The following is a 25,357-nucleotide window of genomic DNA, read 5'->3' as shown; positions in this document are numbered from 1 at the left end:
CGCTTCGCGGACTGTTGACCCGTACGTACCTCGTCGTGGCACACGAGTGCCCGGCGTGGTTGCAGGCATGTTCGACCATGTTTGGGCACATTGGGAACACCATCACGGAGGTGTGCGCCATGGCAGACGCCGCGCTGCGGCTGACCGCTCTCGCCGAGGAGTTGCTGGGAGAAAAGCTGCCGGTCCGTATCCGGGCCTGGGACGGCAGCGAATCCGGACCGCCCGGTGCCCCCGTACTTGTGATCCGGAGCCGTCGTGCACTGCGCCGGCTGTTCTGGAAGCCGGGCGAACTGGGCCTGGCCCGCGCCTGGGTGGCCGGCGAACTCGACATCGAAGGCGATCTCTACGAGGCCCTGGACCTGATGGCCTCGCTCATCTGGGACCGCGGTCCCGACACCGGGGACCGCGTGCACCCGGTCCGCGACCCCAAGGTACGGGCCTTCGCCAAGGGGCTGCTGCGACTGGCCGGCCCGCTGCCCCCGCCGCCCCCGCCGCCCGAGGAGGTCCGCCGCCGCGCCGGCACCCTCCACACCAAGCGCCGGGACAAGCAGGCCATCAGCCACCACTACGACGTGGGCAACGACTTCTACGAACTGGTCCTCGGCCCGTCCATGGTCTACTCCTGCGCCTACTGGGAGAACGGCGGGACGCTTGAGGACGCCCAGCGCGACAAGCTCGACCTGGTCTGCCGCAAGCTCGCGCTGAAGGAGGGCGACCGCCTCCTCGACGTCGGCTGCGGCTGGGGCTCCATGGCCATCCACGCCGCCCGGGAGTACGGCGCCCGGGTCACCGGAGTGACCCTCTCCGTCGAACAGGCCGCCTTCGCCCGGAAGCGCATCGCCGAGGAGGGCCTGACCGACCGGATCGAGATCCGGGTCCAGGACTACCGGGACGTCAGGGACGGCCCCTACGACGCCATCTCGTCCATCGGCATGGCGGAACACGTCGGCTCGGTCCGGTTCCGCGAGTACGCCGACGACCTCTACGCACTCCTCAGGCCCGGCGGCCGGCTGCTCAACCACCAGATCGCCCGCCGGCCCGAGAAGGACGAGTCCGCCTACCACGTGGACGAGTTCATCGACGCCTATGTCTTCCCCGACGGCGAACTGGCCCCGGTGGGCCGGACCGTGGCCACCCTCGAAGAGGCCGGGTTCGAGGCCCGCGACGTCGAGGCGCTGCGCGAGCACTACGCGCTGACCCTGCGCCGCTGGGTCGCCAACCTGGAGGAGCACTGGGACCGGGCGGTCCGGATGACCTCGCCCGGGCGGGCCAGGGTCTGGCGGCTCTACATGGCCGCCTCCGCCCTCTCCTTCGAACACAACAAGATCGGCGTCAACCAGATCCTCGCGGTTCGCCCGGCGGAGGGCGGGGCCGCCGGGCTGCCGCTGCGGGCCCGTGACTGGACGGCTTCCGCGACCGGCTGACACCGGTACCGGACGGCACGGGAACGGCCGAGGGCCGGTACCCGCAGCGAAGGTGCTGCGGGTACCGGCCCTCGGGTCCGTCCGGCGGGGCCCAGGGGCCCGCCGGGTGGTACTACTCGGTCTTGATCGCCGTCAGCATGTTCAGCTTCGCGGCGCTGCGGGCCGGCCAGAGCGAGGCCAGCACACCCACGATCGCCGCCAGCACCAGGAAGACCGCGATCCGGTCCCACGGGATGACCAGCGCGTACTCCGGGATCTCCGACGACAGGGTGTTCCCGATCGCCCAGCCGAGGAACATGCCGAGCACGACACCGACCACCGCGCCGAAGAGCGAGATGACCACGGCCTCCAGCCGGATCATGCGCTTCACCCGGCCCCGGTCCAGGCCGATCGCCCGCAGCATGCCGATCTCCTGCTGGCGCTCGAAGACCGACATCGCCAGGGTGTTGACGACCCCGAGCACCGCGATGATCAGGGCCATCGCCAGCAGCCCGTACATGATGTTCATCGCGAGGTTGACCGAGCCGCCGAACATGTCACGGATGTCCTGACGGTCCATGATGCTCATGCCCGGGTTGTCACCCAGGGCCTTCACCAGGGCCTGCTCGTTGGCCTCGGTCGCGCCGCCGTCCGTCTTCAGCCAGATCTCGCGGATGTCCGACATGCCGCCGTGTGCGTCGGCGACGTTCTTCGGGACCAGGACCGGGGAGAGCATCTCGTTGCCCTCGAAGACCGCCCCGACCTTCAGCTCGCCCTTCTTGTCGTCGTCGAACTTCACCCGGAGGGTGTCGCCGGTCTTCCAGCCGTTGGACTTCGCCGTCTTCTTGTCGACGGCGATCTCGCCCTTGGCCAGCGCGTCGAGCGAGCCGGAGACGGTCGGCAGCGTGAAGAGCTGCTGCACGTCGCCGGGGCTGACGGCGGACGCGGAGTGGTACTCGCCCTTGACCTCCAGCGAGGTGGCCTGCTGCGGCGAGATGGCCGAGACCCCGTCGGCCTTGCGCAGCGCGGCGAGCGCCGACTCGTCGAGCGGACCGCCGCTCGCCATCGACACCATGTAGTCGGCCTTGATGTTGTCCGTGGTCATCCGGTCGACCGCCTGGCCGAGGGTGACGCCGAGGACCGAGATACCGGTGACCAGGGTGAGGCCGATCGCCAGCGCGGAGGCGGTGGCGCCGGTACGGCGCGGGTTGCGGACCGCGTTCTGCGCGGCCAGCTTGCCGGAGACCCCGAACAGCCGCTTCAGCAGCGGGCGGACCAGCGCGATCACCGGCCGCGACAGCAGCGGGATCAGCACGATGACACCGATCAGGGTGAGGAAGGCACCCACGGCGATGATCGTCCGGCCGGACGATCCGCTCTTGGACGCGCCCGCCACGATCGCCGCGCCGCCCAGCAGGGTGAGCACCGCGCCGATCGAGTTGCGCACCACCAGGGACTTGACCGTGGCCGTCGCGTGCACGCTGCTCATCGCCGCGACCGGCGGGATCTTGGCGGCCCGGCGGGCGGGCAGCCAGGCGGCCAGCACGGTGATCAGGACACCGACGCCGAACGCGGCGAGGACCGCGGTGGGCGAGACGATCAGCGGTCCGGCCGGGATCTTCCCGCCGAACAGGCTCATCGCGGAGCGCAGCCCGATGGCGAGGGCCAGCCCGATGGCGAAGCCGATGACCGAGGCGATCAGGCCGACGACGGCCGCTTCGAGGAGCACCGAGCGCTTGACCTGGCGGCGCGAGGCGCCGACGGCGCGCATCAGCGCCAGTTCCTTGGTGCGCTGGGCGACCAGCATGGTGAAGGTGTTGGCGATCAGGAAGACACCGACGAACAGGGCGATGCCGGCGAAGGCGAGCAGCATCCCGTTGAGACCGCTCAGACCGCTCTCGATGTCCTTGGCCTGCTGGTCCGCGAGCGCCTGGCCGGTCTTGGCCTGGGCGTCCTTGGGCAGCAGCGGCTTCACCTCGGCCAGCAGCTTCTCGGCGGAGGCGCCGGGCGCGGCGGACACGTTGGCGTCCTGGAACACGCCGGGCTTGAGGTAGAGCTTCTGGGCGACCTCGGTGTCGAAGAGGACCAGGCTGCCGCCCGCGTTGACCGCGCCGTCCTCGGTGGTGAAGACGCCGGACAGGACGTACTCCTTCACCGGCCCGTTCGTGGCGACCCGGACCCGGTCACCGACGTGGTACTCGCCCTTCTTCGCGGTCTCCTTGTCGAGCGCGATCCGGTCGGCCGCGGCCGGGCCCGTACCGTCGACGAAGGTGTACGCGGAGTCCTTGCCGTTCTTGCCGGGGAAGTAGTTCCCGCCGGTGTTCGACCAGCCGTTGCCGATCAGCCGGCCGTCGGGGTCGGCGACGCCGGCGAAGCCGGAGACCCGGCCGGTGGCGGTGGAGACGCCGTCCAGGCCCTGGATCTTCTCCAGGGTGGCGGCGGTGATGCCGGAGGTCTTCTCGTCGCGCTGGTCGGCGTAGGTGGTGACGGCGACGGCCACGTCGTCGTAGCTCTTGGCCGACTGATTGCGGAGGGCGTTGCCGAGGGTGTCGGTGAAGACCAGCGTGCCGGAGACGAAGGCCACGCCGAGCATCACGGCGAGGACGGTCATCAGCAGCCTGGCCTTGTGCGCGAGCACATTGCGCAGGGCGGTACGGAACATGTCTGTCAGTCCTGGGATGGGGAGGGTGTCCGGGAGGGGGCGCGGGGCGGGACGGGGCTCAGCTGGTGCGGCCCTTGGCGTCGAACGCCTTCATCCGGTCCAGGACCCGGTCCGCGGTGGGGTTGATCATCTGGTCGACGATGCGGCCGTCCGCGAGGAAGATGACCCGGTCCGCGTAGGAGGCGGCCGCCGGGTCGTGGGTGACGATCACCACGGTCTGCCCCAGCTCGCGCACCGAGTTGCGCAGGAAGCCGAGGACCTCGGCGCCGGAGCGGGAGTCCAGGTTCCCGGTCGGCTCGTCACCGAAGATGATCTCCGGCCGGGAGGCCAGGGCGCGGGCCACCGCGACGCGCTGCTGCTGGCCGCCGGAGAGCTCGGTCGGCCGGTGGCTCAGCCGGTCGGAGAGGCCCACCATGTCGATGACCTTACGCACCCACTCGGCGTCGGGCTTGCGGCCCGCGATGTCCATGGGGAGCGTGATGTTCTCGTACGCCGTCAGCGTCGGCAGCAGGTTGAACGCCTGGAAGATGAAGCCGATCTTGTCCCGGCGGAGCTGGGTGAGCTGCTTGTCCTTGAGGGTGCCGAGCTCCGTGTCACCGATCCGCACCGAACCGCTGCTGAAGCTGTCGAGGCCGGCCACGCAGTGCATCAGCGTGGACTTGCCGGAGCCGGACGGGCCCATGATCGCGGTGAACTCGCCCTGCGGGAAGTCCACGCTGACCTGGTCCAGAGCGGTCACCCGGGTCTCGCCCTCCCCGTAGACCTTCGACAGATCCGTGGCGCGGGCGGCCACCGTGGCGACGCGGGGTGCGGTGGAAATGGTGGTCACGGGAATCTCCTGTTTCGGGGCTCCGGCCGAGGGCTCGTCCGGGGTTTGATCGGTACCCCTCAATCGTCACTGCTGTTCCGCCGCCGGTCGTCCGTCCGCATGCCCGTTCCGGGGGCAGCCTTGAGTCGCACCGGGAGAGCCCCGGGTCCTCCTGCGGTATGACACCGACCCTGAGTCGCCGGTCCGGGGACCACCCGCCCGGCGGGTGCGCCCGGCTCCGGTGTCCGGCCCCGCGCCCCGCCCGGTGACGCGCCCGGGGAGATCACCGGGCGCGCCCCGGTGAATGCGCCGTCCGAGTGCGGCGACTTTACGTCAATCCGGATTGCCGGCCGCCGTACCCGCTACCCCGCCCAGGCATGTGGCGATGCCCTTTCACGAGTGCTGACGACCCCTCAAGCGGTCAATAAAATAAGACAACATCGCGTCACTGATCCGCTGTTCGGGGGAAGTCCCCGGATAGGGTCATGTGCCAACGCGGAGCCGCGCGCCAGGCCTGGATGGTGGAATGCAGACACGGCGAGCTTAAACCTCGCTGCCCCTCGGGGGCGTACCGGTTCGAGTCCGGTTCCAGGCACCACTTCTCTCTTGGCGGCCGAGCCGGCGGCAGACCCGCCCACCGGTGATCCGGATCGGTTTTCCGACAGGTTTCCGGGCCGGCTCCGGACAGGTTCCCGCAAAGATCCTCCCCAAGCACTAGTCTGATTCTTTTGCCTAGCCATTACTCTTGTGGGAAGGCCACGCAGGGTGGCCATGGAGGAGTGAGATGAGGAGCAGCAACCCGGTCTTCTCGCGACGGGGCTTCAGCCGCGACAACGGATACGCGGGCTTCAACGCGGCGCCGCAGGCCGGGGCCCCCGCAGCGGGTGCCAACCCGTACGCGCAGGGCGCCGCCGCCAACCCGTACGCCACCAACCCCTACGCCCAGCCGGACGCCCAGCACGGCGCCCCGCAGGCACCGGTCCGTTCCGGTGCGATGACGATCGACGACGTCGTCACGCGCACGGCGATCACGCTGGGCACCGTGGTGCTCGGCGCCGCGCTCGCCTGGGCGCTGCTGCCGGTCGACGAGGCGAACATCGGCAAGTCGTACGGCATCGCGATCGGCGCCGCCCTGGTGGCGTTCGTCCTGTCGCTCGTCCAGTCCTTCAAGCGCAGGCCGGTCCCGGCGCTGATCGTGTCGTACGCGGCCTTCGAGGGTGTCTTCCTCGGAGTGATCTCCAGCGCGGTCAGCACGTACATCGGACCCGGCGTCGTGATGCAGGCGGTGATGGGCACCATGTGTGTCTTCGCCGGTGTGCTTCTCGCGTACAAGATGCGCTGGATCCGTGTCACCCGCCGCTTCTACGGCTTCGTGATGGCCGCCGCCGTGGGCTTCATGCTCCTGATGGTGGTCAACCTGCTGTTCGCCGTCTTCGGCGGCGGTGACGGCCTGGGCTTCCGCAGCGGTGGCCTCGGCATCCTCTTCGGTGTCATCGGGATCATCCTCGGCGCGTGCTTCCTGGCCCTGGACTTCAAGCAGGTCGAGGACGGCATCGCCTACGGCGCCCCCCGCGAGGAGTCCTGGCTGGCGGCCTTCGGCCTCACCATGACCCTGGTGTGGATCTACCTGGAGATGCTGCGTCTCTTCGCCATCCTCAGCGGCGACGACTGATCGCACGCACCCGCACGACGGGAACGGCCCGCAGGCACTGTGCCTGCGGGCCGTTCCCGTTTTCCGACGGGTCTCTCCGGCGAAGACCTGGGGCGTCGGCGCCCCCGACGCATCGCGTGTCGCCGAACCTTGCCCGGTACCGCGCCACCTTGCCCGGTACCGCGCCCGGGCAACGGCCCGTTGGCAACCGTCCTGCCCGGGCGCGTAGGGTCGCGGAGTGCTCGATACGACCCCGCTGATCACCGCCGTGGACCGATTCGCCGACCGGCTGCGCGCCGCCCCGCAGAGCCGTCTGCAGCGCGGAGCCGCTGCCGAGGGACTGGCCGCGGCCCGGGAACTGGCGCTGCGTGCCCAGCGGATCGAGGCGCCGGGCCGGGAGCCGCACCCCATGCCGGACGCCGGGATCTTCTCCATCGGCGACCAGCTCGCCGTGGCGGGGCGCGATCTGGCGGTGGCACTGGAAACGGCCCCGTCGACCGAGCTCGACGAGGCCGTGCAATTCGTGAACGAGGCCGCTGCGCGCGCGTTCGCGTAGCGGCGGTGGCGGTGGCGGGGTCGGGCGGACCGGCCCGGGGGCGGCGGCCGGCGAGAGCCGCTGTGCCCGGAAGGAGCGGTGTCAGAACGAGGCGATGACCCGGTCGGCGAGGATGTAGACGTTCTCCTTGCCGCAGGAGAAGGTCAGGGCGTACGCGCCGGAGACGCCGGAGCCGCCCAGCAGCACCGGGTGCTCGCCCGCGCGCAGCGAACCGGCCAGGCGCTCGGCCGTCTCGCGGTGCCCGGGGGTCATGCAGAGTGTGGTGCCGTCGGCGAAGACGTAGACGTCCAGGGTGCCGAGCGGGCCGGGGCGCACGTCGGCGAGCTCGGTGCGGCTGTCGGCCAGCTCTTCGAGACGGTTCACGGTGCGCTCGTGGTCGGTGACGACGGGGGTCTGCACCGGTACGAAGTCGGGGTGCGAGGGGTGCCGGCGGCGGGCGGCGGCCAGCTCGGGGGAGTCCTCGGCGAACTCCGCCGGTCCGGGCAGCTCGGTCATGTCCGCCAGCTCCGTCAGTTCCACGAGTTCGTCGAGGGCCTCGGTGGCGTCGAGGTCCATGGCTTCGAGGCCCGCGAAGTCGGACTGGCGGGGCATGAAGAAGGGGGCGTCGTCCCCCATCCCGTTCGCACCGCCGAGCAGGGACGGGGCGTCGGCGGCGTCGCGGGCCTCCTGGGTGGCCCAGAAGGCGCGGGCCTCGGCGAGCTCGCGCTCGCGTTCCTCGGCCAGCGCCTCGGCGACGGCCGCGCGTATCTCGGCGACGGGGGTGGCGGTGCTGCGGCTCTGCGCGGGCACGGTGATGCCCTGCGCACGGGCCTCGGACAGCTCGGCACGAAGGGCCGTGACCTGCTTGCGCAGCCCGTGAGCAGCGTGCAGAGCAGCGGCGCCCACGGCCGTGGCTGCGGCGGTGGTCAGCAACAGGGCAAGAGACATGGCGCTCACTGACATACTCCCGGTTTCAATCGATCCCCCGACTTCCTACATCAGCTTGTCCCCTACCTGCGCCTTGTGTCAGTGCATTACGTCACGAATTGGACAGGTCTTTGGGCCCAGGGTTTAGCCCTGATACGGGTGTGACCTGCGGGTATGACTCTCCCCCAGGAGATAGGTCACATCCTGGGGGAGATTCGGTCACGGTCGGGGCTCGGAACCGGCCACCGTACGGGGCGAGGACCCGCTGACGGCTATGTCAGATCCGGCCCGGCCTGTGCCCGGCCTGTGCCTGGCCTAACCTGTGCCCGGTCTGGCTCGGCCCGGTCTGGCTCGGCCAAGCCCGCCTCAGCTCAGCCGCTCGTGTTTGTCGGTCGCGTTCGCTTCGGCTCCGCTGCGGGCAGGTGCCGTCCTCGTGCCTCGGACGACCCCTACCCTCCGCTGCGCCTCAGCTCAGCCGCTCGATGACCATCGCCATGCCCTGGCCGCCGCCCACGCACATGGTCTCCAGGCCGAACTGCTTGTCGTGGAACTGCAGGCTGTTGATCAGCGTGCCGGTGATCCGGGCGCCGGTCATGCCGAAGGGGTGGCCGACGGCGATCGCGCCGCCGTTGACGTTGACCTTCTCCAGCGGCAGGCCCAGGTCGCGGTAGGAGGGGATCACCTGGGCCGCGAACGCCTCGTTGATCTCGGCCAGGTCGATGTCGCCGACGGTCAGCCCGGCCCGCTTCAGCGCCTGCTTGCTCGCCTCCACCGGCCCGTATCCCATGATCTCGGGGGAGAGGCCGGAGACCCCGGTCGACACGATCCGGGCCAGCGGGGTCAGGCCCAGCTCGCGGGCCTTGGTGTCGGACATGATCACGAGCGCGGCGGCACCGTCGTTGAGCGGGCAGCAGTTGCCCGCGGTGACCAGGCCGTCGGGGCGGAAGACCGGCTTCAGACCCTGCACGCCCTCCAGGGTGACGCCCGCGCGCGGGCCGTCGTCCTTCGAGACGACCGTGCCGTCAGGGGTGGTGACCGGGGTGATCTCCCGCTCCCAGAAGCCGTTCTTGATGGCTTCCTCGGCGAGGTTCTGCGAGCGGACGCCGAACTCGTCCATGTCCTGGCGGGTGACGCCCTTGAGCCGGGCCAGGTTCTCCGCGGTCTGCCCCATCGCGATGTACGCGTCCGGGACGACGCCGTCCTCGCGCGGGTCGTGCCAGTCGTCGCCGCCCCGCTCCGCGCGGGCCGCGGTGCGGGCCTCGGCGTCGGCGAACAGCGGGTTGTGGGTGTCCGGCCAGCTGTCGGAGTTGCCCTTCGAGAAGCGGGACACCATCTCGACACCGGCCGAGATGAAGACGTCGCCCTCACCGGCCTTGATGGCGTGCAGTGCCATCCGGCTGGTCTGGAGCGAGGAGGAGCAGTAGCGGGTGACCGTGCAGCCGGGAAGGTGGTCCATGCCCATCTGCACGGCGATGATGCGGCCCAGGTTGTTGCCCTGCTCGCCGCCCGGCAGACCGCAGCCGAGCATCAGGTCGTCGATGTCCTTCGGGTCCAGCTCGGGAACCCTGGCCAGCGCGGTCTGGATGATCGTGGCGGTCAGGTCGTCCGCGCGCAGGTCCTTCAGCGAACCCTTGAAGGCCCGGCCGATGGGCGAACGGGCTGCAGAGACGATCACGGCTTCGGGCATCACGCGGCTCCATGAGGGCTGGAAGGCGGGTTCGGGCACGTACTGACTTGGAAGTTACCTGTACGTAGACGCTGGGTCACCGGGCAGCGCATGTGACGCCGACCTCTTTTCTAAGCGACCGCTCAGTCGATGGGCGGGACCGTTCGCCGGCGGGGCGGCACGACCCCGGCGGGCCGGTCAGTTCGCCGGGAGGTCGCGTGGTTCCCCGTGCGGCTCCGGGTGCGGGTGGGGCTCCGTGGCCGCGGGCAGACGCCGCCGCCTGCGCTGCTTGAGGAGCGCCCACGGCGCCCGCGCCCCGGTGACCTCCGTACCGGCCTCCTTGGCCGCCTGGGAGGCCGCCTTGGCCACCGGCAGCATGTCCGCGCGCCGGGCCCCTTCCAGCCGCTCGGACTCCGGCCACAGGCCCAGCGCCGCGCAGAGCGTGGGCAGTACCGCCATCGCCGCCGTGGCGTACCCCTCGGCCGACGGATGGTAGTTGTCCGGGCCGAACAGCTCCCGCGGATTCGCCTCGAACTCCGGCCCGAGCAGATCGCCCAGCGACACCGTGCGCCCGCCCTGCTCCACCGAGCCGATCGTCTGGGCGGCGGCCAGCTGCCGGCTCACCCGCCGGGCCAGCCAGCGCAGCGGCTGGTAGACCGGCTCGATGGTGCCCAGATCCGGGCAGGTGCCGACCACGACCTCCGCGCCCGCCGTACGCAGCCTGCGCACGGCGGTGGTCAGACAGCGCACCGACTGGGTGGCGGGAATCCGGTGCGTCACATCGTTCGCACCGATCATGATCACGCAGACGTCGGGCGGCCGGGAGACGTCGGCCAGCAGCAGCGAGACCTGCCGCTCCAGATCGTCCGACCGGGCACCCGGCTGCGCCACATTGCGCAGATCCACCGGCCGTTCCGAAACCGCCGCCAGCCCCGAGGCGAGCAGCGCCCCCGGGGTCTGACCGGCCCGGCGCACCCCCTGCCCGGCCGCCGTCGAGTCACCCAGCAACCCCAGCCGCAACGGGTCCGCGGGACCGGCGAAGGCCACCCCGTACCGCCCGTCCGCGCTCGGCGGGACCGGTGCGATCCCGCCGCCCACCTGCCGTTTCGCCAGCTGGACCTCCGCCAGCAGGACGCCCACCGCCGCCGCACCGATCAATCCGATGCTGCCGCCGCCGTAGGCCGCGCCCGCCGCGATCCGCCGTGCCACCCTTGCCCTTGACACAGTCCGGTCCACCTCCTCGTCGCCGTACCGCCGTACATACAGCTAACTGCCCCGCAGCGACCGTCGCTCAATCGCATCGCCCAATCCCGTCCCCGTACGCATACCCTTGCCGCACCATCTCGGAGACCCCGGAGTACACGGTGCAATTCCACGATTCGATGATCAGTCTCGTAGGCAATACCCCGCTGGTGAGGCTGCGCAGTGTGACGGCCGGCATCCAGGCGACGGTCCTGGCCAAGGTCGAGTACTTCAACCCCGGCGGTTCGGTCAAGGACCGCATCGCCCTGCGGATGATCGAGGCCGCCGAGCAGAGCGGCGAGCTCCAGCCCGGCGGCACGATCGTCGAGCCGACCAGTGGCAACACCGGCGTCGGCCTGGCGATCGTCGCCCAGCAGAAGGGGTACAAGTGCATCTTCGTCTGCCCGGACAAGGTGTCCCTGGACAAGATCAATGTGCTGCGCGCCTACGGTGCCGAGGTCGTCGTCTGCCCGACGGCCGTCGACCCCGAGCACCCGGACTCGTACTACAACGTCTCGGACCGCCTGGTCCGTGAGACGCCGGGGGCCTGGAAGCCGGACCAGTACTCCAACCCCAACAATCCGCGTTCCCACTACGAGACCACCGGTCCCGAGCTGTGGGAGCAGACGGACGGGAGGATCACCCACTTCGTCGCGGGTGTCGGCACCGGTGGCACGATCAGCGGCACCGGCCGCTATCTGAAGGAGATCAGCGGCGGATCGGTGCAGGTGGTCGGCGCGGACCCGGAGGGCTCGGTCTACTCCGGCGGCTCCGGGCGCCCCTACCTCGTCGAGGGCGTCGGCGAGGACTTCTGGCCGAGCGCCTACGACCGCACGGTCACCGACGAGATCGTCGCCGTGTCCGACAAGGACTCCTTCCAGATGACCCGCCGCCTCGCCAAGGAGGAGGGCCTGCTGGTCGGCGGCTCCTGCGGCATGGCGGTGGTCGCCGCCCTGGAGGTCGCGGAGCGGCTGGGCCCGGACGACGTGGTGGTGGTCCTGCTGCCCGACAGCGGGCGCGGCTACCTGAGCAAGATCTTCAACGACGAGTGGATGGCCGACTACGGCTTCCTGGAGGACACCGGACCGTCCGCCCGCGTCGCCGATGTGCTCGACCACAAGGACGGCCCGATCCCGACCCTCGTGCACATGCACCCGGAGGAGACCGTCGGCGAGGCGATCGACGTGCTGCGCGAGTACGGCGTCTCGCAGATGCCGATCGTGAAGCCGGGCGCCGGCCACCCGGACGTGATGGCCGCCGAGGTCATCGGTTCGGTGGTGGAGCGGGAACTGCTGAACGCGCTGTTCGCCCAGCGCGCCTCGCTCTCCGACCCGCTGGAGAAGCACATGTCGCCGCCGCTGCCGCAGGTCGGCTCCGGCGAGCCGGTCGAGGACCTGATGGCCGTGCTCGGCGGCACGAACACCGCGGACGCGGCGATCGTGCTGGTGGAGGGCAAGCCGAAGGGCGTGGTCAGCCGCCAGGACCTGCTGGCGTTCCTCGCCAAGGACGCGACGGCCGGCAAGGCGTAGGAGCTCCGCACGGCTCCGCTTCGCGAAAACGGTACGAGCGCGACACGTTCACGCAGCACCGGCTTAACACGAGTCCGGCAGATTGACGGGTGTCGGCAGGGAGACCCGCCGGCACCCGATACGGCGACACGGACTACGGAGCGGCTCCCGGACCTCCACCGTCGCCAGGACGCGGTGACCGGAACTGACCCGGACCGTGTCCCTCGCGGGGACCGCCGTCGTCCCGCCCCCTGGGTGACCGGGGGTGCGGCGGTCCCCGCGACACATCCGCCCGTCCGTGCGCGCGGCCCGTGGACGTGCGTCAGCCGGCAGCCGGTTCCGGTGCGGCCGCCCAGCTCGCCAGCAGCGCGACGCGTTCGGCGGTCTCGCTGCCCGGCTCCGGGGTGTAGACCACCAGGGACTGACCGGGCTCGCCGGCCGCGCCGAGCGTCTCGTACGGGAGAACCAGCTCGCCCGCGACCGCGTGGTTGATGCGCTTGACGCCGCGGGTCTTCGACTTCACCCGATGGTCCGCCCACAGCCGGCGGAAGTCCTCGCTCTTCAGCGACAACTCACCCACCAGCGTCGCCAGTTGACGGTCGTCGGGGTGCAGTCCCGCGTCCAGCCGCAAGAACGCGACCGTCTCCGCAGCCACCGCCGCCCACTCCGGGTACAGCTCCCGCGCCGCCGGTTCCAGGAACACCTGGCGCGGCATGTTGCGCTCGGCTGCGGGCATCCGGGAGAAGCCGACGACGGCGTCCCCCAGCGCGTTCCAGGCCAGCACGTCCATCCGGCGCCCCAGGACGAACGCCGGGGCACCGGCCAGCGAGTCCAGCACCAGGCGCAGCCCCGGACGTACCCGCTGGGAGGCGGCCGGAACGGAGCCGCCCGCCCTGGGGCGCGCCACCGTACGCAGATACGCGTGCTCCGTCCCGTCCAGCCGCAGCACCCTGGCTATCGCGTCGAGCACCGCGTCCGAGACGCTCGGGCCGCGCCCCTGCTCCAGCCGGATGTAGTAGTCGACGCTCACCCCCGCGAGCTGCGCCACCTCCTCGCGCCGCAGTCCGGGCACGCGCCGCCTGCCGTACGCCTGGAGCCCCACGTCCTCGGGCTGGATACGGGCACGGCACGAGCGGAGGAAATCACCTATGTCGGCATCCATGGCGTCGATCGTAGAAGAAGCGCGGGCGCCCATCCTGGTACTGGCAGACCCAGGAACAGCGTCGCCCTGGGTAACCCGTCGGCCGCCCCGCAGAGTGGGACCGGGCCCGGGGAAACACTCCGGTCCCGGAGGCGAACAAGGAGCACGTCATGTCGTACCGGACTCTCGCAGGCCGCACCGCCGTCATCACCGGAGCCGCCAGCGGCATGGGCAGCGCCACCGCCCGGCTGCTCGCCGCCCAGGGCGTACGGGTCGCGCTGCTGGCCCGGCGGGCGGAGCGGCTGGAGGAACTGGCCGCCGCGATCAAGGAGGCGGGCGGCGAGGCGCTCGCCGTCGCCACCGACGTCACCGACCAGGCGTCCGTCGACGCGGCGGCCGAACTGGTGCACCAGACGTTCGGCCGGGTCGACCTGGTGGTGAACGCGGCCGGTGTGATGCTGCCGAACCCGGTCGACGAGGGCCGGACCGACGAGTGGCAGCGGATGATCGACACCAATGTGACGGGCGCCCTGCGGATCATCCGGGCCTTCACGGCCGACCTGGTGGCGGCGGCGGCCGAGGGCCGCACCGCGGACCTGGTCAACATCTCGTCCATCGGTGCGCACATCATGTTCCCCAACTACGCGGTGTACGGGGCGACGAAGGCCGCGCTGACGTACCTGTCCACGTCGCTGCGCACCGAGTTCGGACCGCGTGACGTCCGCGTCACGAACATCGAACCGGGCCTCACCGACACGGAGCTGGCCGGCCACGTGGACAACGCCGAGCTGAGCGGGCAGCTCGACGGCATGTTCGACGCGCTCGGCGGGCTCTCCAGCGACGAGATCGCCGACCTGATCGCCTACACCACCAGCCGGGCGCGCCACATCAACCTGCGCCAGCTGATCGTGCAGCCCACCCGCCAGGCATAGGGCCGGCCATGCGCTTCCGGGACGGCTGCGCTCCGGGACGGCTGCGACCGCGGCTGTGCTTCCGAAACGGCAACGGCTGTGCTTCCGAAACGGCTGCGACTGCGGCTGTGCTTCCGAAACGGCTGTGGCTGTCTTTCTGAAACGGCCGCGCGGCCCCCGGCCGTCAGTCCTCCCAGTCGGAGCCCGTACGTCCCGGACGGTGCGAGAACCACGGCCAGTTGCGGACGGCGTGCACGGCGTTGACCGCGACGATCCCGAGCCAGGCGACGATCAGGCCCCCGGTGCCGGCGGTCGAGGCGCCGATCGCGGAGAGCGGGACGGCCAGGATCAACGAGATGATCCCGAAGCCGTAGCGCTCGCCGAAATGCCCCAGCGGCTGCGGCGTGTGCTCGCCCCGGGCGGTGCTCACCCGCTGTTCGGCGAGATGGCGCCGGACCCGGCGGTCGACCGTGCTGTCGAGCCGCTGCTCGACCTTCTCCAGAAAAGACTCGACGAGCGCGGGCTCGTACTCCGAACCCAGCTCACTTCGGGCGTGCAGGGCGGCGTCGAGCTCGCTCTTGAGCTCCGGGTCTCCGGATTTCATGCCCTTCACCCTAGGAACCGGCGGCCTCGCGCGCAGTGGGGCTGTCCCCCCTCTTTCCCCGGGGGAGCGCCTCAAGTTCCCCGGGGGAGCGCCTCAAGGGTCGGCACCTCGTGGGGAAACCGGCGCCCCCGGCTGCATATGGACATGCAGACGCCTTGCTGGCTGAATGGATTTGTCGGCGCCGGATCGCGGTACGCCGGAATCTACCGAGGGGACAGCATGAGCGGGAGCAGCCCGGCCGCGCGGTTGCAGCAGCTCTTCGAGGGGCGCCGGCTCACACCCACCCAGCGCCGCATCGCGCACTCGATGGTGCGCAGGGCCGGGGACGTCCCGTTCCTGTCGAGCGTGGAGCTGGCCGAACTGGCCGGAGTCAGCCAGCCGTCCGTCACCCGCTTCGCCGTGGCGCTCGGCTTCGACGGCTACCCGGCGCTCCGCAAGCACCTGCGGGAGGTCGCGCCCACCGAGCCCGTGGCCGGGGACGGGGCCGGGGACGACACGTACAACGAGTACCAGCAGGCGGTGCTCGGCGAGATCGAGAACCTGCGGCACCTGGCCGAGCTGCTCGCCGACCCGGCGCCCGTGGAGCGGGCGGGCAGGCTGCTGGCGGCCTCGCGGCCGCTGCCGGTGCTCGGGCTGCGGGCCGCCTCCTCGCAGGCGCGCGGTTTCGGGTACTTCGCGGCCAAGGTCCACCCCGATGTCCGGGTGCTGGACGAGGGCGGCAGCATGCTGCGCGACCGGATCGACGCCGCGCGCCGGGCGGGCGCCTCCGCGCTGATCTGCTTCGCGCTGCCCCGGCACCCGCGGGAGGTCGTGGACGCGCTCGCGTACGCGCAGGAGCAGGGGATCACCGTCGTGTCGGTGGCGGACTCCGCGTTCGCGCCCGTCGCCAAGCACAGCGATCTGCTGATCCCGGCCGCCGTCGGCACCGGCCTCGCCTTCGACACGGCATGCGCGCCGATGCTGCTGGGCCGGGTGCTGCTGGAGGCGATGTGCGACGCCCTGCCCGACGCGCAGGCGCGGCTGGAGGAGTTCGACGCGCGGGCGGCGGTGCGGGGACTGTTCGTGGAGTGACCGCCCCCCCCCCCGGGGCCGCCGCCGCCCCCCCCGGGGCCGCCGCCGCCCCCCGGGGCCGCCGCCGCCCCCGGACCCGGCGCCCGGGCCCGGCCGGGGACAATGGCGCGATGTTGGAGCTGCTGCCGGGAACCGGTGTGGCGCTGCCGGGCGCAGCCGGGGTGCTGGGGTTCGGAACGAGTGCCGATGCCGCCCATGACCTGCTGACCGCGTCCGCGGGCCGGGTCCACCTGGGGATGCAGTGCGGGTCCCTGACCATCAAGGACTACTCCGAACTCCGCCATGCCCACGACGCATGGCTCGGCGGCTACCTCTTCCAGCCCGGCTGGAACACCGTCGCCGTCTTCGACGGGTTCCGGCTGACCCTGGCCGGTGGCGGTCCGGACGCGGCGGACGGGCTCGCACGCATCGAGGTGTGGCACGAGCCCGGTCCGGCGGGGACGGCCGGGGCCGCCGTGGTGTGGGACGGCGTCGATCCGTTCGGGCACCCGGCAAAGGAGGTGCTCCAGGTGCTCCCGGAGGCGGTGTGGCTGCCGGAGCCCGCCACCGATGTGGTCGTGCCCGCGCTCGGGCTGCGGCTGGAGGCGGGCGCGCCGACGGGCGACAGGTGGCGGCGACTGGCCCTGACCGACCCGGAGTCCGACGGTTGGGCGCGCTGCTGCGCCGGCCGCTTCCACTGTGCCGGGGGCGGCGACGGAATGGTGGGGATCACGCGCTGAGGAGCACGCGTCGGGGCGGCTGCCGCGAGCTCGCAGATTCTCGGACATCGCTTTCTCAGGCATCGCTCATCTACGGCCACTAATCTCCGGGCCGGAAGGCTCGCCGGGAGCTGACGGACTCATCAGGAGACGACGGCTCACCAGGAGCCGCGGAGAGGGGTACCGACGTGGGGCGCGGAGCGCAGTCGTTGGCGAGGGTGGCCGTGATCGTACGGGCCGGAGCCGCACCGCTGTGGTGGCCGGGGCTGCTGGCCGCGGCGATCGGCGCGCTGGTGCCGGGGCTCACCGGGCGCCGGATCGGCCTGCTGTCCGGGGCCGCGCTGTTCCTGATCACCGCGGCGGTGGTGGCGCTCGCGCGCGGGCGCCGGTACGCGGAGCTGGCCGGCGGCGCCACCCGGGCCGGGCGGTCCGACTTCCTCCAGGACCGGGCCGTGACCGTACGCGACTGGCGGCGCGGGCGCCGGTGGTGGCTGCTCGGGGCTTTCCCGGCCGCCGTGGCGAGCGCGTTCGTGCTGCCCGGGGCCGGCGGGATGGCGCTCGCCGGGGCGGGCGCCGGGCTCTGGCTCAAGGCCGCCCGGATCGGGCGGCGCGAACAGCGGGACGACGCCCTGTACTGGGTGCGGACCGACTGGGTGGAGCGCGGCCGGCCCGCGGGCAAGCGGGTCAAGGGGTACCGGACCACGGGGCCGATGGCGGGGGACGCCGCGCCCGGCGGGGCGCGGCGCCGGCGCTGAATCCGCCCGCCGGACCTCGGCCGTCAGGGGCGGGGCGGCAACGGGTCGGACTGCGGGGGCTGCTGGGCCTGTGGGGACGGCGAGAGCTGCTGCCGGGACGGCTGCGGAGGCTGTGACCGGGCTTGCTGCCCGGGAACGAGGGCCGGAGGCGCGGGCCGGGCGGCGCGACGCCGGGCGGCGTCGATCAGCTCGCCGATACGGTCGCCCGCACGGCGGCCTTCGAGGTGGAGGGCGGCGGCATCGACGCCGTTCTCGGCCAGCAGTGTGAGCACGGCCGAGGGCCCCGCGGCGTACGACGCGACGCAGCCGGACTCGCCCCGTACGAGAAGTTCGCCGAAGCCGCCCCGGCCGGTCGCCTCCGTCATCCGCGTCGCGACGCCGAGCGCGGCCGCGGTCAGCGCGGCGACGCGCTCCGGTGCCACGTCCGGGGTGTCGTGGGCCAGGACGAGCCCGTCGACGCCGGCGACCAGGGCGCCGGACAGCAGCGGGACCCCGGCCCGTAATCGCCGGAGTTCGGCCAGCACGTCCTCCGCTTCGACCTCGGGCGCCATCGGCCGCTTCGTACCTGCGCGCAGTCTGAGTGCTCGGATCACAGGGACCTCCCAGGTGTCTTTCGGGTGCGTCTTCGAGCCAGTGCGGCGGTGCGGCCGCGGGCATGCGGACACCCCGCCCGGCTCGGTGTGCGAATGTGACCACGAGGCTACGCAACGTGCTTTCGCCGGACAGGGGTTCGGGCATTTTCCACCGGCACATGCCCCGGGCGTACGGAGGCGCGGGGAGGGCGCGCACCGGGAGTACCGGGCGACCCGTGCGCGGGTCGTCCGTCCCCATGCGACGGTGCGGAACTGTTGACTACGAGTATTCAGGCATCCAGGATGTGAATAGAAGACTTACAGTCGCGAGGAGGCATTGCCATGTCAGGACCCCGCCCCGTACGGGCACCGCGAGGTACGGAACTGAGCGCCCTGGGATGGCAGCAGGAGGCCGCCCTGCGCATGCTCCAGAACAACCTCGACCCCGAGGTCGCCGAGCACCCCGACAAGCTCGTCGTCTACGGCGGCACCGGCAAGGCGGCCCGCGACTGGCGCTCCTTCGACGCGATGGTGCGCACCCTGCGGACGCTCAAGCAGGACGAGACGATGCTCGTCCAGTCCGGGCGCCCGGTCGGTGTCATGCAGACGCACGAATGGGCGCCGCGCGTCCTGATCGCCAACTCCAACCTGGTCGGCGACTGGGCGAACTGGGAGGAGTTCCGGCGCCTGGAGGCGCTCGGGCTCACCATGTACGGCCAGATGACCGCCGGATCGTGGATCTACATCGGCACCCAGGGCATCCTCCAGGGCACGTACGAGACCTTCGCGGCGGTGGCGGCGAAGAAGTTCGGCGGCACCCTCGCCGGGACGATCACCCTGACCGCCGGACTCGGCGGCATGGGCGGCGCCCAGCCGCTCGCCGTGACCATGAACGACGGCGTCGCGATCTGTATCGACTGCGACCCGCGCGCCATCGAGCGCCGGATCGAGCACCGCTACCTGGACGTGCGCGCCGACTCCCTGGAGCACGCGCTCCAGCTCGCCACCGAGGCGCGGGACGCCCGCCGCCCGCTCTCCATCGGTCTGCTCGGCAACGCGGCGGAGCTGCTGCCCCGGATGCTCGCCGAGGGCGCCCCGATCGACATCGTCACCGACCAGACCAGCGCGCACGACCCGCTGGCGTACCTGCCGCTCGGGGTCGACTTCGACGACATGGCCTCGTACGCCGCCGAGAAGCCCGCCGACTTCACACAGCGCGCCCGGGAGTCGATGGCCAGGCACGTCGAGGCGATGGTCGGCTTCATGGACGCCGGGGCCGAGGTCTTCGACTACGGCAACTCCATCCGCGGCGAGGCGCAACTCGCGGGCTACGAGCGGGCATTCGACTTCCCCGGCTTCGTCCCCGCGTACATCCGGCCACTGTTCTGCGAGGGCAGGGGGCCGTTCCGCTGGGCGGCCCTGTCGGGTGAGGCCGCCGACATCCACAAGACCGACAAGGCGATGCTGGAGCTCTTCCCGGAGAACGAGTCGCTGCACCGCTGGATCAAGATGGCCGGCGAGCGCGTCCACTTCCAGGGGCTGCCCGCCCGGATCTGCTGGCTCGGCTACGGCGAGCGCGACCGGGCCGGCGAACGGTTCAACGACATGGTGGCGAGCGGCGAGCTGGCCGCCCCGCTGGCCATCGGGCGCGACCACCTGGACTGCGGGTCCGTGGCCTCCCCGTACCGCGAGACCGAGGCCATGCTCGACGGGTCCGACGCGATCGCCGACTGGCCGCTGCTGAACGCCATGGTCAACGTGGCGTCCGGCGCCTCCTGGGTCTCCATCCACCACGGTGGCGGCGTGGGCATGGGCCGGTCCATCCACGCCGGACAGGTGACCGTCGCCGACGGTACGAAGCTGGCGGGCGAGAAGATCCGCCGGGTGCTCACCAACGACCCGGGCATGGGTGTCATCCGGCACGTCGACGCCGGGTACGACATCGCGGAGTCCGTCGCCGAGGACAAGGGCGTACGCGTGCCGATGACCGAGGACGCCCAGTGAGCCTTCCTGCCGGGGGCGTGACGAACCCCGGGGGCGGCGCCGCCCCCGGCGGCTCGTCCTCGTTCCTGTCCATGTGGCGCGAGCTCCTGCCCATCGGCCGGCACCGGGGCAGCGGGGGCTACCGGCGCTACGCCTGGACCGGCGCCGACGTCGACTGCCGCGCCTGGTTCCGGACGCAGGCCGAGGCGCGCGGGCTCGCCCACGAGGTCGACCGCAACGGCAACCAGTGGGCCTGGCTCGGCGATCCCCTGGCCGGGGACGCCGTCGTCACCGGATCCCATCTCGACTCCGTACCGGACGGCGGCGCCTTCGACGGGCCGCTCGGCGTGGTCTCCTCCTTCGCCGCGCTCGACGAACTCCGCCGCAGGGGAGTGGAGTTCACCCGACCGCTGGCCATCGGCAACTTCGGCGACGAGGAGGGGGCCCGCTTCGGGCTCGCCTGTGTCGGCTCCCGGCTCGCCGCCGGACAGCTGACCGTCGAAGCGGCGCACCGGCTCCGCGACGCCGACGGGATCACGCTGCCGCAGGCCATGGAGGCGGCCGGGTACGACCCCGACACCATCGGCCCGGATCCCGAACGGCTCGCCCGCATCGGCGCGTTCGTCGAGCTCCACGTCGAGCAGGGGCGCGCTCTCGACCTCAGCGGCGACCCGGTCGGCATCGCCTCGGCGATCTGGCCGCACGGCCGCTGGCGGTTCGACTTCCGGGGCGAGGCCAACCACGCGGGCACCACCCGGCTGGCCGACCGGCGCGACCCGATGCTCACCTACGCCGAGACCGTGCTCGCCGCCCGCCGCGAGGCGGAACTCGCCGGCGCCCTCGCCACCTTTGGCAAGATCGCCGTCGAGCCCAACGGGGTCAACGCCATCCCCTCCCTCGTACGGGGCTGGCTCGACTCCCGCGCCGCCGACCAGGACCGCCTGGACGCCGTGGTCACCGGCATCGAGCGGGCCGCCCGGGAACACGCCGAGCGGGCCGGGATCGACCTCGACGTCGTACGGGAGTCCTTCACCCCCGTCGTGGAGTTCGAGCACGCCCTGCGCGACGAGCTCGGCAAGATCCTCGCGGGCCGGGGCGACGCCGGCCGGACCGTGCCCGTCCTCGGGACCGGTGCCGGACACGACGCGGGTATTTTGTCCGCTTCGGTACCGACCGCCATGCTGTTCGTACGGAACCCCACCGGGGTCTCGCACTCGCCGGCCGAACACGCGGCCGAGGACGACTGCGTGGCCGGGGTGGTCGCACTCGCCGACGTACTGGAAGGTCTCGCGTGCAGCTGACAACGGAACCGGCGGGCAGGGCCGCCACCGTGACGTACTGGTTGTCCCACGCCTGGCTCGGCACCCATGTCGAGCCGGGCGTCGCCCTGGACGTCTCCGGCGGGCTGATCGCGGGCGTGCGCACCGGTGTCACCACCCCGCCGCCGGGCGCCACCGTACTGCGCGGGCTCACCGTCCCCGGGCTGGCCAACACCCACTCGCACGCCTTCCACCGCGCCCTGCGCTCCACCGTCCAGGTGGGCTCCGGCACCTTCTGGACCTGGCGCGAGACCATGTACCAGGTCGCCGCCCGGCTCACCCCCGACTCGTACTACGAACTCGCCCGCGCCGTGTATGCCGAAATGGCGCTGGCCGGCATCACCGCGGTCGGCGAATTCCACTATCTGCACCACGCGCCGGGCGGCACCCCGTACAGCAACCCGAACGCGATGGGCGAGGCCCTGATCGCGGCGGCGGGCGAGGCCGGGATCCGGATCACGCTGCTGGACACCGCCTACCTCTCCGCCGGATTCGGCAAGCGCCCCACCCAGTACCAGCAGCCCGACCGGCACCAGCTGCGCTTCTCCGACACCACCGCGGACGCCTGGGCCGAACGCGCCTCCCTCCTCAAGGACTCCGACCACGCCCTGATCGGCGCGGCCGTCCACTCCGTGCGCGCCGTACCCGCCGCGCAGCTCGCCACCGTGGCCGCCTGGGCCGAGGAGCGGCAGGCCCCGCTCCACGTCCACCTCTCCGAGCAGACCGCGGAGAACGACGCCTGCCTCGCCGCCCACGGCTGCACCCCCACCCGGCTCCTCGCCGACCACGGCGTCCTCGGCCCGCGCACCACTGGCATCCACAACACCCACCTCACCGCCGAGGACATCGCACTGCTCGGCTCCTCGGCGACCGGCACCTGCATGTGCCCCACCACCGAACGCGACCTGGCCGACGGGATCGGCCCCGCCGTCGCCCTCCAGCGGGCCGGCTCGCCGCTCTCCCTCGGCAGCGACAGCCACGCCGTGATCGACCTCTTCGAGGAGGCCCGCGCGATGGAGCTCGACGAGCGCCTGCGCACCCGGGCGCGCGGTCACTGGACGGCGGCCGCCCTGCTGCGGGCCGCCACCGTCGACGGACACGCGGCGCTCGGCCGGCCGGAGGCGGGCGTCATCGAACCAGGTGCCCCCGCGGACCTGGCGACCGTCGCCCTGGACTCCGTCAGGACAGCGGGGCCGGTGCCCCGGCTGGCTGCCGAAGCAGTCGTATTCGCCGCCTCCGCGGCCGATGTGCGGCACACGGTCGTGGCAGGCCGGCACATCGTGCGCGACGGACGGCACGCACTCGTCGAGGACGTACCCGCGGCACTCGCCTCGGCCATCGCCGCCCTGCACCGCTGACGCCGGACCCCCGCAAGGAGAGCAGCACCCCGATGACGACGACCGCCATCACCAACATCGCCAGTCTGGTCACCAACGACCCCTCCCCGCACGCGGATTCCCCCCTGGGCACGATCCGGGACGCGGCCGTCGTCATCGAGGGCGACCGGATCGTCTGGACCGGTGAATCCAGCAAAGCACCCGCCACTGACAACGCCGTCGACGCGGGCGGCCGGGCGATGATCCCCGGCTTCGTCGACTCCCACTCCCACCTGGTGTTCGCGGGCGACCGCACCGAGGAGTTCAACGCCCGGATGTCCGGCCGCGCCTACAGCGCGGGCGGCATCCGGACCACGGTCGCCGCCACCCGCGCCGCCACCGACGAACAGCTCGACGCCAACGTCGCCCGCTATCTCGCCGAGGCGCTGCGCCAGGGCACCACCACGTTCGAGACCAAGTCCGGCTACGGCCTCACCGTCGAGGACGAGGCCCGCGCCCTGCGCATCGCCGCCCGGCACACCGAGGAGGTCACCTACCTCGGCGCCCACATCGTCTCCCCGGACTACGCCGACGACCCGGCCGGCTACGTCGACCTGGTCACCGGCCCGATGCTCGACGCCTGTGCCCCGTACGCCCGTTGGATCGACGTCTTCTGCGAGAAGGGCGCCTTCGACGGCGACCAGGCCCGCGCGATCCTCACCGCGGGCACGGCGAAGGGCCTGCACCCCCGCGTCCACGCCAACCAGCTCGGCCACGGCCCCGGTGTCCAGCTGGCCGTCGAGCTCGACGCCGCCTCCGCCGACCACTGCACCCACCTCACCGACGCCGACGTCGACGCCCTGGCCCAGGGCGCCACCGTCGCCACGCTGCTCCCCGGCGCCGAGTTCTCCACCCGCGCCACCTGGCCGGACGCCCGCCGCCTCCTCGACGCGGGCGCCACCGTCGCCCTCTCCACGGACTGCAACCCGGGCTCGTCGTTCACGTCGTCCATGCCCTTCTGCATCGCCCTCGCCGTACGCGACATGGGCATGACGCCGGACGAGGCCCTCTGGTCCGCCACCGCGGGCGGCGCCGCGGCCCTGCGCCGTACGGACATCGGCCGCGTCACCCCCGGAGCCCGCGCCGACCTGACCCTCCTCGACGCCCCCAGCCACGTACACCTCGCCTACCGGCCGGGTGTCCCGCTGGTCCACGCGGTCTGGCAGCGGGGCGAACGCGTCGTCTGAGCCACCGGCCACCGGGTGGTGACGGGGCGTCGGACGCGCGGAAGGATCCCGCTCATGAGGAAGGACCCGCCTCGAACGTCGAGGCGGGTCCTTTCACGAGGTCCCGCGAGCGGGTCGTGCGGCGTGGCCGCTCACTCCTCCAGGGTCAGCCCCTTGCGCAGCTTGACCAGGGTGCGGGAGAGCAGCCTCGACACATGCATCTGCGAGATGCCCAGCTCCTCGCCGATCTCCGACTGCGTCATGTTGGCGACGAACCGGAGCGAGAGGATCGTGCGGTCACGACGTGGCAGCGAGGCGATCAGCGGCTTCAGGGACTCGACGTACTCGATGCCTTCGAGTCCGTGGTCCTCGTAGCCGATGCGGTCCGCCAGCGCGCCCTCGTGATCGTCCTCCTCGGGCTTGGCGTCCAGCGAGCTCGCGGTGTACGCGTTGCTCGCGGCCATGCCCTCGACGACCTCGTCGCGGGTGATGCCGAGGCGGTCGGCGAGCTCGCCCACGGTGGGCGATCGGTCCAGTCGCTGGGCGAGCTCGTCGCCCGCCTTGGCCAGGTCGAGCCGGAGTTCCTGGAGTCGGCGCGGGACGCGCACGGACCAGCTGGTGTCGCGGAAGAAACGCTTTATCTCGCCGACGATGGTCGGCATCGCGAACGTCGGGAACTCCACGCCGCGGCTGAGCTCGAAGCGGTCGATCGCCTTGATCAGGCCGATGGTGCCGACCTGGACGATGTCCTCCATCGGCTCGCTGCGGGAGCGGAACCGGGAAGCGGCGAACCTGACCAGGGCCAGGTTCAGTTCGACGAGCGTATTGCGGACGTACGAGTACTCGTGGGTGCCCTCTTCGAGGGATTCGAGCCGCTCGAAGAGCGTCTTCGACAGTGCCCTCGCGTCCAGCGGCCCCACTTCGTCATAGGGCGGGATCTCGGGAAGTCCTTCGAGACCGTCACTCACCCCGTGGTCGAAGCCGCCGGAGTGGTCGGTGCCACTGCTGGTGATGCTGATGGTGCTGCCGGCGGTACCTGTGCCGGTACCGGTGCTGCTGCGGGTGCCGTGCTCGGCGCTCGCGGCAGGGGAGTCTGAGTGGGTCAGTCCCTGAGGACATGCTGACGTCGCGTTGTGGGGACGCGGTCCGTCGAGCCGGGGTGACATGGTCTCCTCCATCGTTCTCGGCATATGGCTGCCGATGCCCATACGTGTTCCTGCGGTGAAGCGGCGCCTCCGAAGCCGGCCGTGTTTTGGGTGTCCTCCTACCCTTACCCGGTTCGGACGGACAGTTACAAGCGCCAATTGACGCTATATGTCCGGTTTGTTGAGGTCTTCGGGTATCGCGTGGCGCACAGAC

Annotated in this window: 21 protein-coding genes and 1 tRNA gene; 13 read left to right on the top strand and 9 right to left on the bottom strand. The window is 71.7% G+C overall.

Annotated elements, in window-relative coordinates:
- Nucleotides 1–119 precede the first annotated feature (119 nt).
- Complete coding sequence (locus ACGF8B_RS22385) at nt 120–1,424, top strand: class I SAM-dependent methyltransferase (RefSeq protein ID WP_392741201.1); 1,305 nt, start codon at nt 120–122, stop codon at nt 1,422–1,424.
- Nucleotides 1,425–1,536: 112 nt separating this feature from the next.
- Here the strand turns inward: ACGF8B_RS22385 and ACGF8B_RS22380 are convergent, their stop codons facing one another.
- Both ACGF8B_RS22380 and ACGF8B_RS22375 read right to left on the bottom strand, forming a co-directional pair.
- Complete coding sequence (locus ACGF8B_RS22380; RefSeq protein WP_392741198.1) at nt 1,537–4,065, bottom strand: ABC transporter permease; 2,529 nt, start codon at nt 4,063–4,065, stop codon at nt 1,537–1,539.
- Nucleotides 4,066–4,123: 58 nt separating this feature from the next.
- Complete coding sequence (locus tag ACGF8B_RS22375; RefSeq protein ID WP_392741196.1) at nt 4,124–4,894, bottom strand: ABC transporter ATP-binding protein; 771 nt, start codon at nt 4,892–4,894, stop codon at nt 4,124–4,126.
- A gap of 491 nt (nt 4,895–5,385) precedes the next feature.
- Here ACGF8B_RS22375 and ACGF8B_RS22370 point away from each other — a divergent pair.
- The 3 genes from ACGF8B_RS22370 to ACGF8B_RS22360 all read left to right on the top strand — a co-directional run bounded on the left by ACGF8B_RS22370 (nt 5,386) and on the right by ACGF8B_RS22360 (nt 7,080).
- Nucleotides 5,386–5,471: transfer RNA gene (locus ACGF8B_RS22370), tRNA-Leu, on the top strand.
- A gap of 186 nt (nt 5,472–5,657) precedes the next feature.
- Entirely contained in the window at nt 5,658–6,545 is an 888-nt protein-coding gene (locus tag ACGF8B_RS22365) for a Bax inhibitor-1/YccA family protein (RefSeq protein ID WP_392741193.1), read from the top strand.
- Nucleotides 6,546–6,762: 217 nt separating this feature from the next.
- Entirely contained in the window at nt 6,763–7,080 is a 318-nt protein-coding gene (locus tag ACGF8B_RS22360) for a hypothetical protein (RefSeq protein WP_392741190.1), read from the top strand.
- A gap of 81 nt (nt 7,081–7,161) precedes the next feature.
- Here ACGF8B_RS22360 and ACGF8B_RS22355 read toward each other — a convergent pair whose 3' ends face one another.
- From ACGF8B_RS22355 to ACGF8B_RS22345, 3 genes are all read right to left on the bottom strand, one after another.
- Nucleotides 7,162–8,007 (bottom strand): hypothetical protein, encoded by an 846-nt coding sequence (locus tag ACGF8B_RS22355; protein WP_392741188.1) that lies wholly within the window; start codon nt 8,005–8,007, stop codon nt 7,162–7,164.
- 445 nt (nt 8,008–8,452) lie between these two features.
- Nucleotides 8,453–9,673 carry an acetyl-CoA C-acetyltransferase gene (locus tag ACGF8B_RS22350; RefSeq protein WP_392741185.1) on the bottom strand — a complete coding sequence of 407 codons (1,221 nt, stop codon included), beginning with the start codon at nt 9,671–9,673 and terminating at the stop codon, nt 8,453–8,455.
- Between the two features lie 177 nt (nt 9,674–9,850).
- A complete protein-coding gene (locus ACGF8B_RS22345; protein WP_392742009.1) occupies nt 9,851–10,861 on the bottom strand; it encodes an SGNH/GDSL hydrolase family protein in 1,011 nt (336 codons plus the stop codon).
- Nucleotides 10,862–11,016: 155 nt separating this feature from the next.
- Here ACGF8B_RS22345 and ACGF8B_RS22340 point away from each other — a divergent pair, with 155 nt between their 5' ends.
- Entirely contained in the window at nt 11,017–12,423 is a 1,407-nt protein-coding gene (locus ACGF8B_RS22340) for a cystathionine beta-synthase (protein WP_342282130.1), read from the top strand.
- 301 nt (nt 12,424–12,724) lie between these two features.
- Here ACGF8B_RS22340 and ACGF8B_RS22335 read toward each other — a convergent pair whose 3' ends face one another.
- Entirely contained in the window at nt 12,725–13,564 is an 840-nt protein-coding gene (locus ACGF8B_RS22335; RefSeq protein WP_392741182.1) for a helix-turn-helix transcriptional regulator, read from the bottom strand.
- A gap of 149 nt (nt 13,565–13,713) precedes the next feature.
- Here ACGF8B_RS22335 and ACGF8B_RS22330 point away from each other — a divergent pair, with 149 nt between their 5' ends.
- A complete protein-coding gene (locus ACGF8B_RS22330) occupies nt 13,714–14,475 on the top strand; it encodes an SDR family oxidoreductase (RefSeq protein ID WP_392741180.1) in 762 nt (253 codons plus the stop codon).
- 163 nt (nt 14,476–14,638) lie between these two features.
- Here ACGF8B_RS22330 and ACGF8B_RS22325 read toward each other — a convergent pair whose 3' ends face one another.
- Nucleotides 14,639–15,058 carry a hypothetical protein gene (locus tag ACGF8B_RS22325; RefSeq protein WP_392741177.1) on the bottom strand — a complete coding sequence of 140 codons (420 nt, stop codon included), beginning with the start codon at nt 15,056–15,058 and terminating at the stop codon, nt 14,639–14,641.
- A gap of 219 nt (nt 15,059–15,277) precedes the next feature.
- Here ACGF8B_RS22325 and ACGF8B_RS22320 point away from each other — a divergent pair, with 219 nt between their 5' ends.
- From ACGF8B_RS22320 to ACGF8B_RS22310, 3 genes are all read left to right on the top strand, one after another.
- Entirely contained in the window at nt 15,278–16,129 is an 852-nt protein-coding gene (locus tag ACGF8B_RS22320; protein ID WP_392741174.1) for a MurR/RpiR family transcriptional regulator, read from the top strand.
- A gap of 110 nt (nt 16,130–16,239) precedes the next feature.
- Nucleotides 16,240–16,848: a hypothetical protein gene (locus ACGF8B_RS22315; protein WP_392741172.1), complete on the top strand. Its 609-nt coding sequence runs from the start codon at nt 16,240–16,242 to the stop codon at nt 16,846–16,848.
- 167 nt (nt 16,849–17,015) lie between these two features.
- Complete coding sequence (locus ACGF8B_RS22310; RefSeq protein ID WP_392741169.1) at nt 17,016–17,582, top strand: hypothetical protein; 567 nt, start codon at nt 17,016–17,018, stop codon at nt 17,580–17,582.
- 23 nt (nt 17,583–17,605) lie between these two features.
- Here the strand turns inward: ACGF8B_RS22310 and ACGF8B_RS22305 are convergent, their stop codons facing one another.
- On the bottom strand, nt 17,606–18,133 hold the full coding sequence (locus ACGF8B_RS22305) for a roadblock/LC7 domain-containing protein (protein WP_392741166.1): 528 nt from the start codon (nt 18,131–18,133) through the stop codon (nt 17,606–17,608).
- Between the two features lie 363 nt (nt 18,134–18,496).
- On the opposite strand from ACGF8B_RS22305, the gene hutU reads away from it, so the two are divergent.
- The 4 genes from hutU to hutI all read left to right on the top strand — a co-directional run bounded on the left by hutU (nt 18,497) and on the right by hutI (nt 24,019).
- Complete coding sequence (hutU, locus tag ACGF8B_RS22300) at nt 18,497–20,158, top strand: urocanate hydratase (protein WP_392741163.1); 1,662 nt, start codon at nt 18,497–18,499, stop codon at nt 20,156–20,158.
- A 71-nt stretch (nt 20,159–20,229) separates the two neighbouring features.
- On the top strand, nt 20,230–21,438 hold the full coding sequence (locus ACGF8B_RS22295; protein ID WP_392742006.1) for an allantoate amidohydrolase: 1,209 nt from the start codon (nt 20,230–20,232) through the stop codon (nt 21,436–21,438).
- Nucleotides 21,429–22,814: a formimidoylglutamate deiminase gene (locus ACGF8B_RS22290; protein ID WP_392741160.1), complete on the top strand. Its 1,386-nt coding sequence runs from the start codon at nt 21,429–21,431 to the stop codon at nt 22,812–22,814. The genes ACGF8B_RS22295 and ACGF8B_RS22290 overlap by 10 nt, the downstream gene beginning before the upstream one ends.
- A 32-nt stretch (nt 22,815–22,846) precedes the next feature.
- Nucleotides 22,847–24,019 carry an imidazolonepropionase gene (gene hutI, locus ACGF8B_RS22285; RefSeq protein ID WP_392741157.1) on the top strand — a complete coding sequence of 391 codons (1,173 nt, stop codon included), beginning with the start codon at nt 22,847–22,849 and terminating at the stop codon, nt 24,017–24,019.
- Between the two features lie 131 nt (nt 24,020–24,150).
- Here hutI and ACGF8B_RS22280 read toward each other — a convergent pair whose 3' ends face one another.
- The gene (locus tag ACGF8B_RS22280; protein WP_392742003.1) at nt 24,151–25,164 is read right to left on the bottom strand and encodes an RNA polymerase sigma factor SigF; all 1,014 of its coding nucleotides are present in this window, start codon (nt 25,162–25,164) and stop codon (nt 24,151–24,153) included.
- Between the last annotated feature and the right edge of the window lie 193 nt (nt 25,165–25,357).

Origin of the sequence: Streptomyces sp. NPDC047917 (genome assembly GCF_043204345.1) — a bacterium.
GTDB classification, from domain to species: domain Bacteria; phylum Actinomycetota; class Actinomycetes; order Streptomycetales; family Streptomycetaceae; genus Streptomyces; species Streptomyces sanglieri.
Note: the sequence above shows the minus strand (reverse complement) of the source record. Positions and strands in the feature narration are given on the sequence as shown.

Excerpts from the sequence above, each read along its gene's own strand:
- ACGF8B_RS22385 (WP_392741201.1), top strand. The coding sequence starts at position 120 with ATGGCAGACGCCGCGCTGCGGCTGACCGCTCTCGCCGAGGAGTTGCTG.
- ACGF8B_RS22380 (WP_392741198.1), bottom strand. The coding sequence starts at position 4,065 with ATGTTCCGTACCGCCCTGCGCAATGTGCTCGCGCACAAGGCCAGGCTG.
- ACGF8B_RS22365 (WP_392741193.1), top strand. The coding sequence starts at position 5,658 with ATGAGGAGCAGCAACCCGGTCTTCTCGCGACGGGGCTTCAGCCGCGAC.
- ACGF8B_RS22355 (WP_392741188.1), bottom strand. The coding sequence starts at position 8,007 with ATGTCTCTTGCCCTGTTGCTGACCACCGCCGCAGCCACGGCCGTGGGC.
- ACGF8B_RS22350 (WP_392741185.1), bottom strand. The coding sequence starts at position 9,673 with ATGCCCGAAGCCGTGATCGTCTCTGCAGCCCGTTCGCCCATCGGCCGG.
- ACGF8B_RS22335 (WP_392741182.1), bottom strand. The coding sequence starts at position 13,564 with ATGGATGCCGACATAGGTGATTTCCTCCGCTCGTGCCGTGCCCGTATC.
- ACGF8B_RS22330 (WP_392741180.1), top strand. The coding sequence starts at position 13,714 with ATGTCGTACCGGACTCTCGCAGGCCGCACCGCCGTCATCACCGGAGCC.
- ACGF8B_RS22325 (WP_392741177.1), bottom strand. The coding sequence starts at position 15,058 with ATGAAATCCGGAGACCCGGAGCTCAAGAGCGAGCTCGACGCCGCCCTG.
- ACGF8B_RS22320 (WP_392741174.1), top strand. The coding sequence starts at position 15,278 with ATGAGCGGGAGCAGCCCGGCCGCGCGGTTGCAGCAGCTCTTCGAGGGG.
- ACGF8B_RS22315 (WP_392741172.1), top strand. The coding sequence starts at position 16,240 with ATGTTGGAGCTGCTGCCGGGAACCGGTGTGGCGCTGCCGGGCGCAGCC.
- ACGF8B_RS22305 (WP_392741166.1), bottom strand. The coding sequence starts at position 18,133 with ATGGCGCCCGAGGTCGAAGCGGAGGACGTGCTGGCCGAACTCCGGCGA.
- hutU (WP_392741163.1), top strand. The coding sequence starts at position 18,497 with ATGTCAGGACCCCGCCCCGTACGGGCACCGCGAGGTACGGAACTGAGC.
- ACGF8B_RS22295 (WP_392742006.1), top strand. The coding sequence starts at position 20,230 with ATGTGGCGCGAGCTCCTGCCCATCGGCCGGCACCGGGGCAGCGGGGGC.
- hutI (WP_392741157.1), top strand. The coding sequence starts at position 22,847 with ATGACGACGACCGCCATCACCAACATCGCCAGTCTGGTCACCAACGAC.
- ACGF8B_RS22280 (WP_392742003.1), bottom strand. The coding sequence starts at position 25,164 with ATGTCACCCCGGCTCGACGGACCGCGTCCCCACAACGCGACGTCAGCA.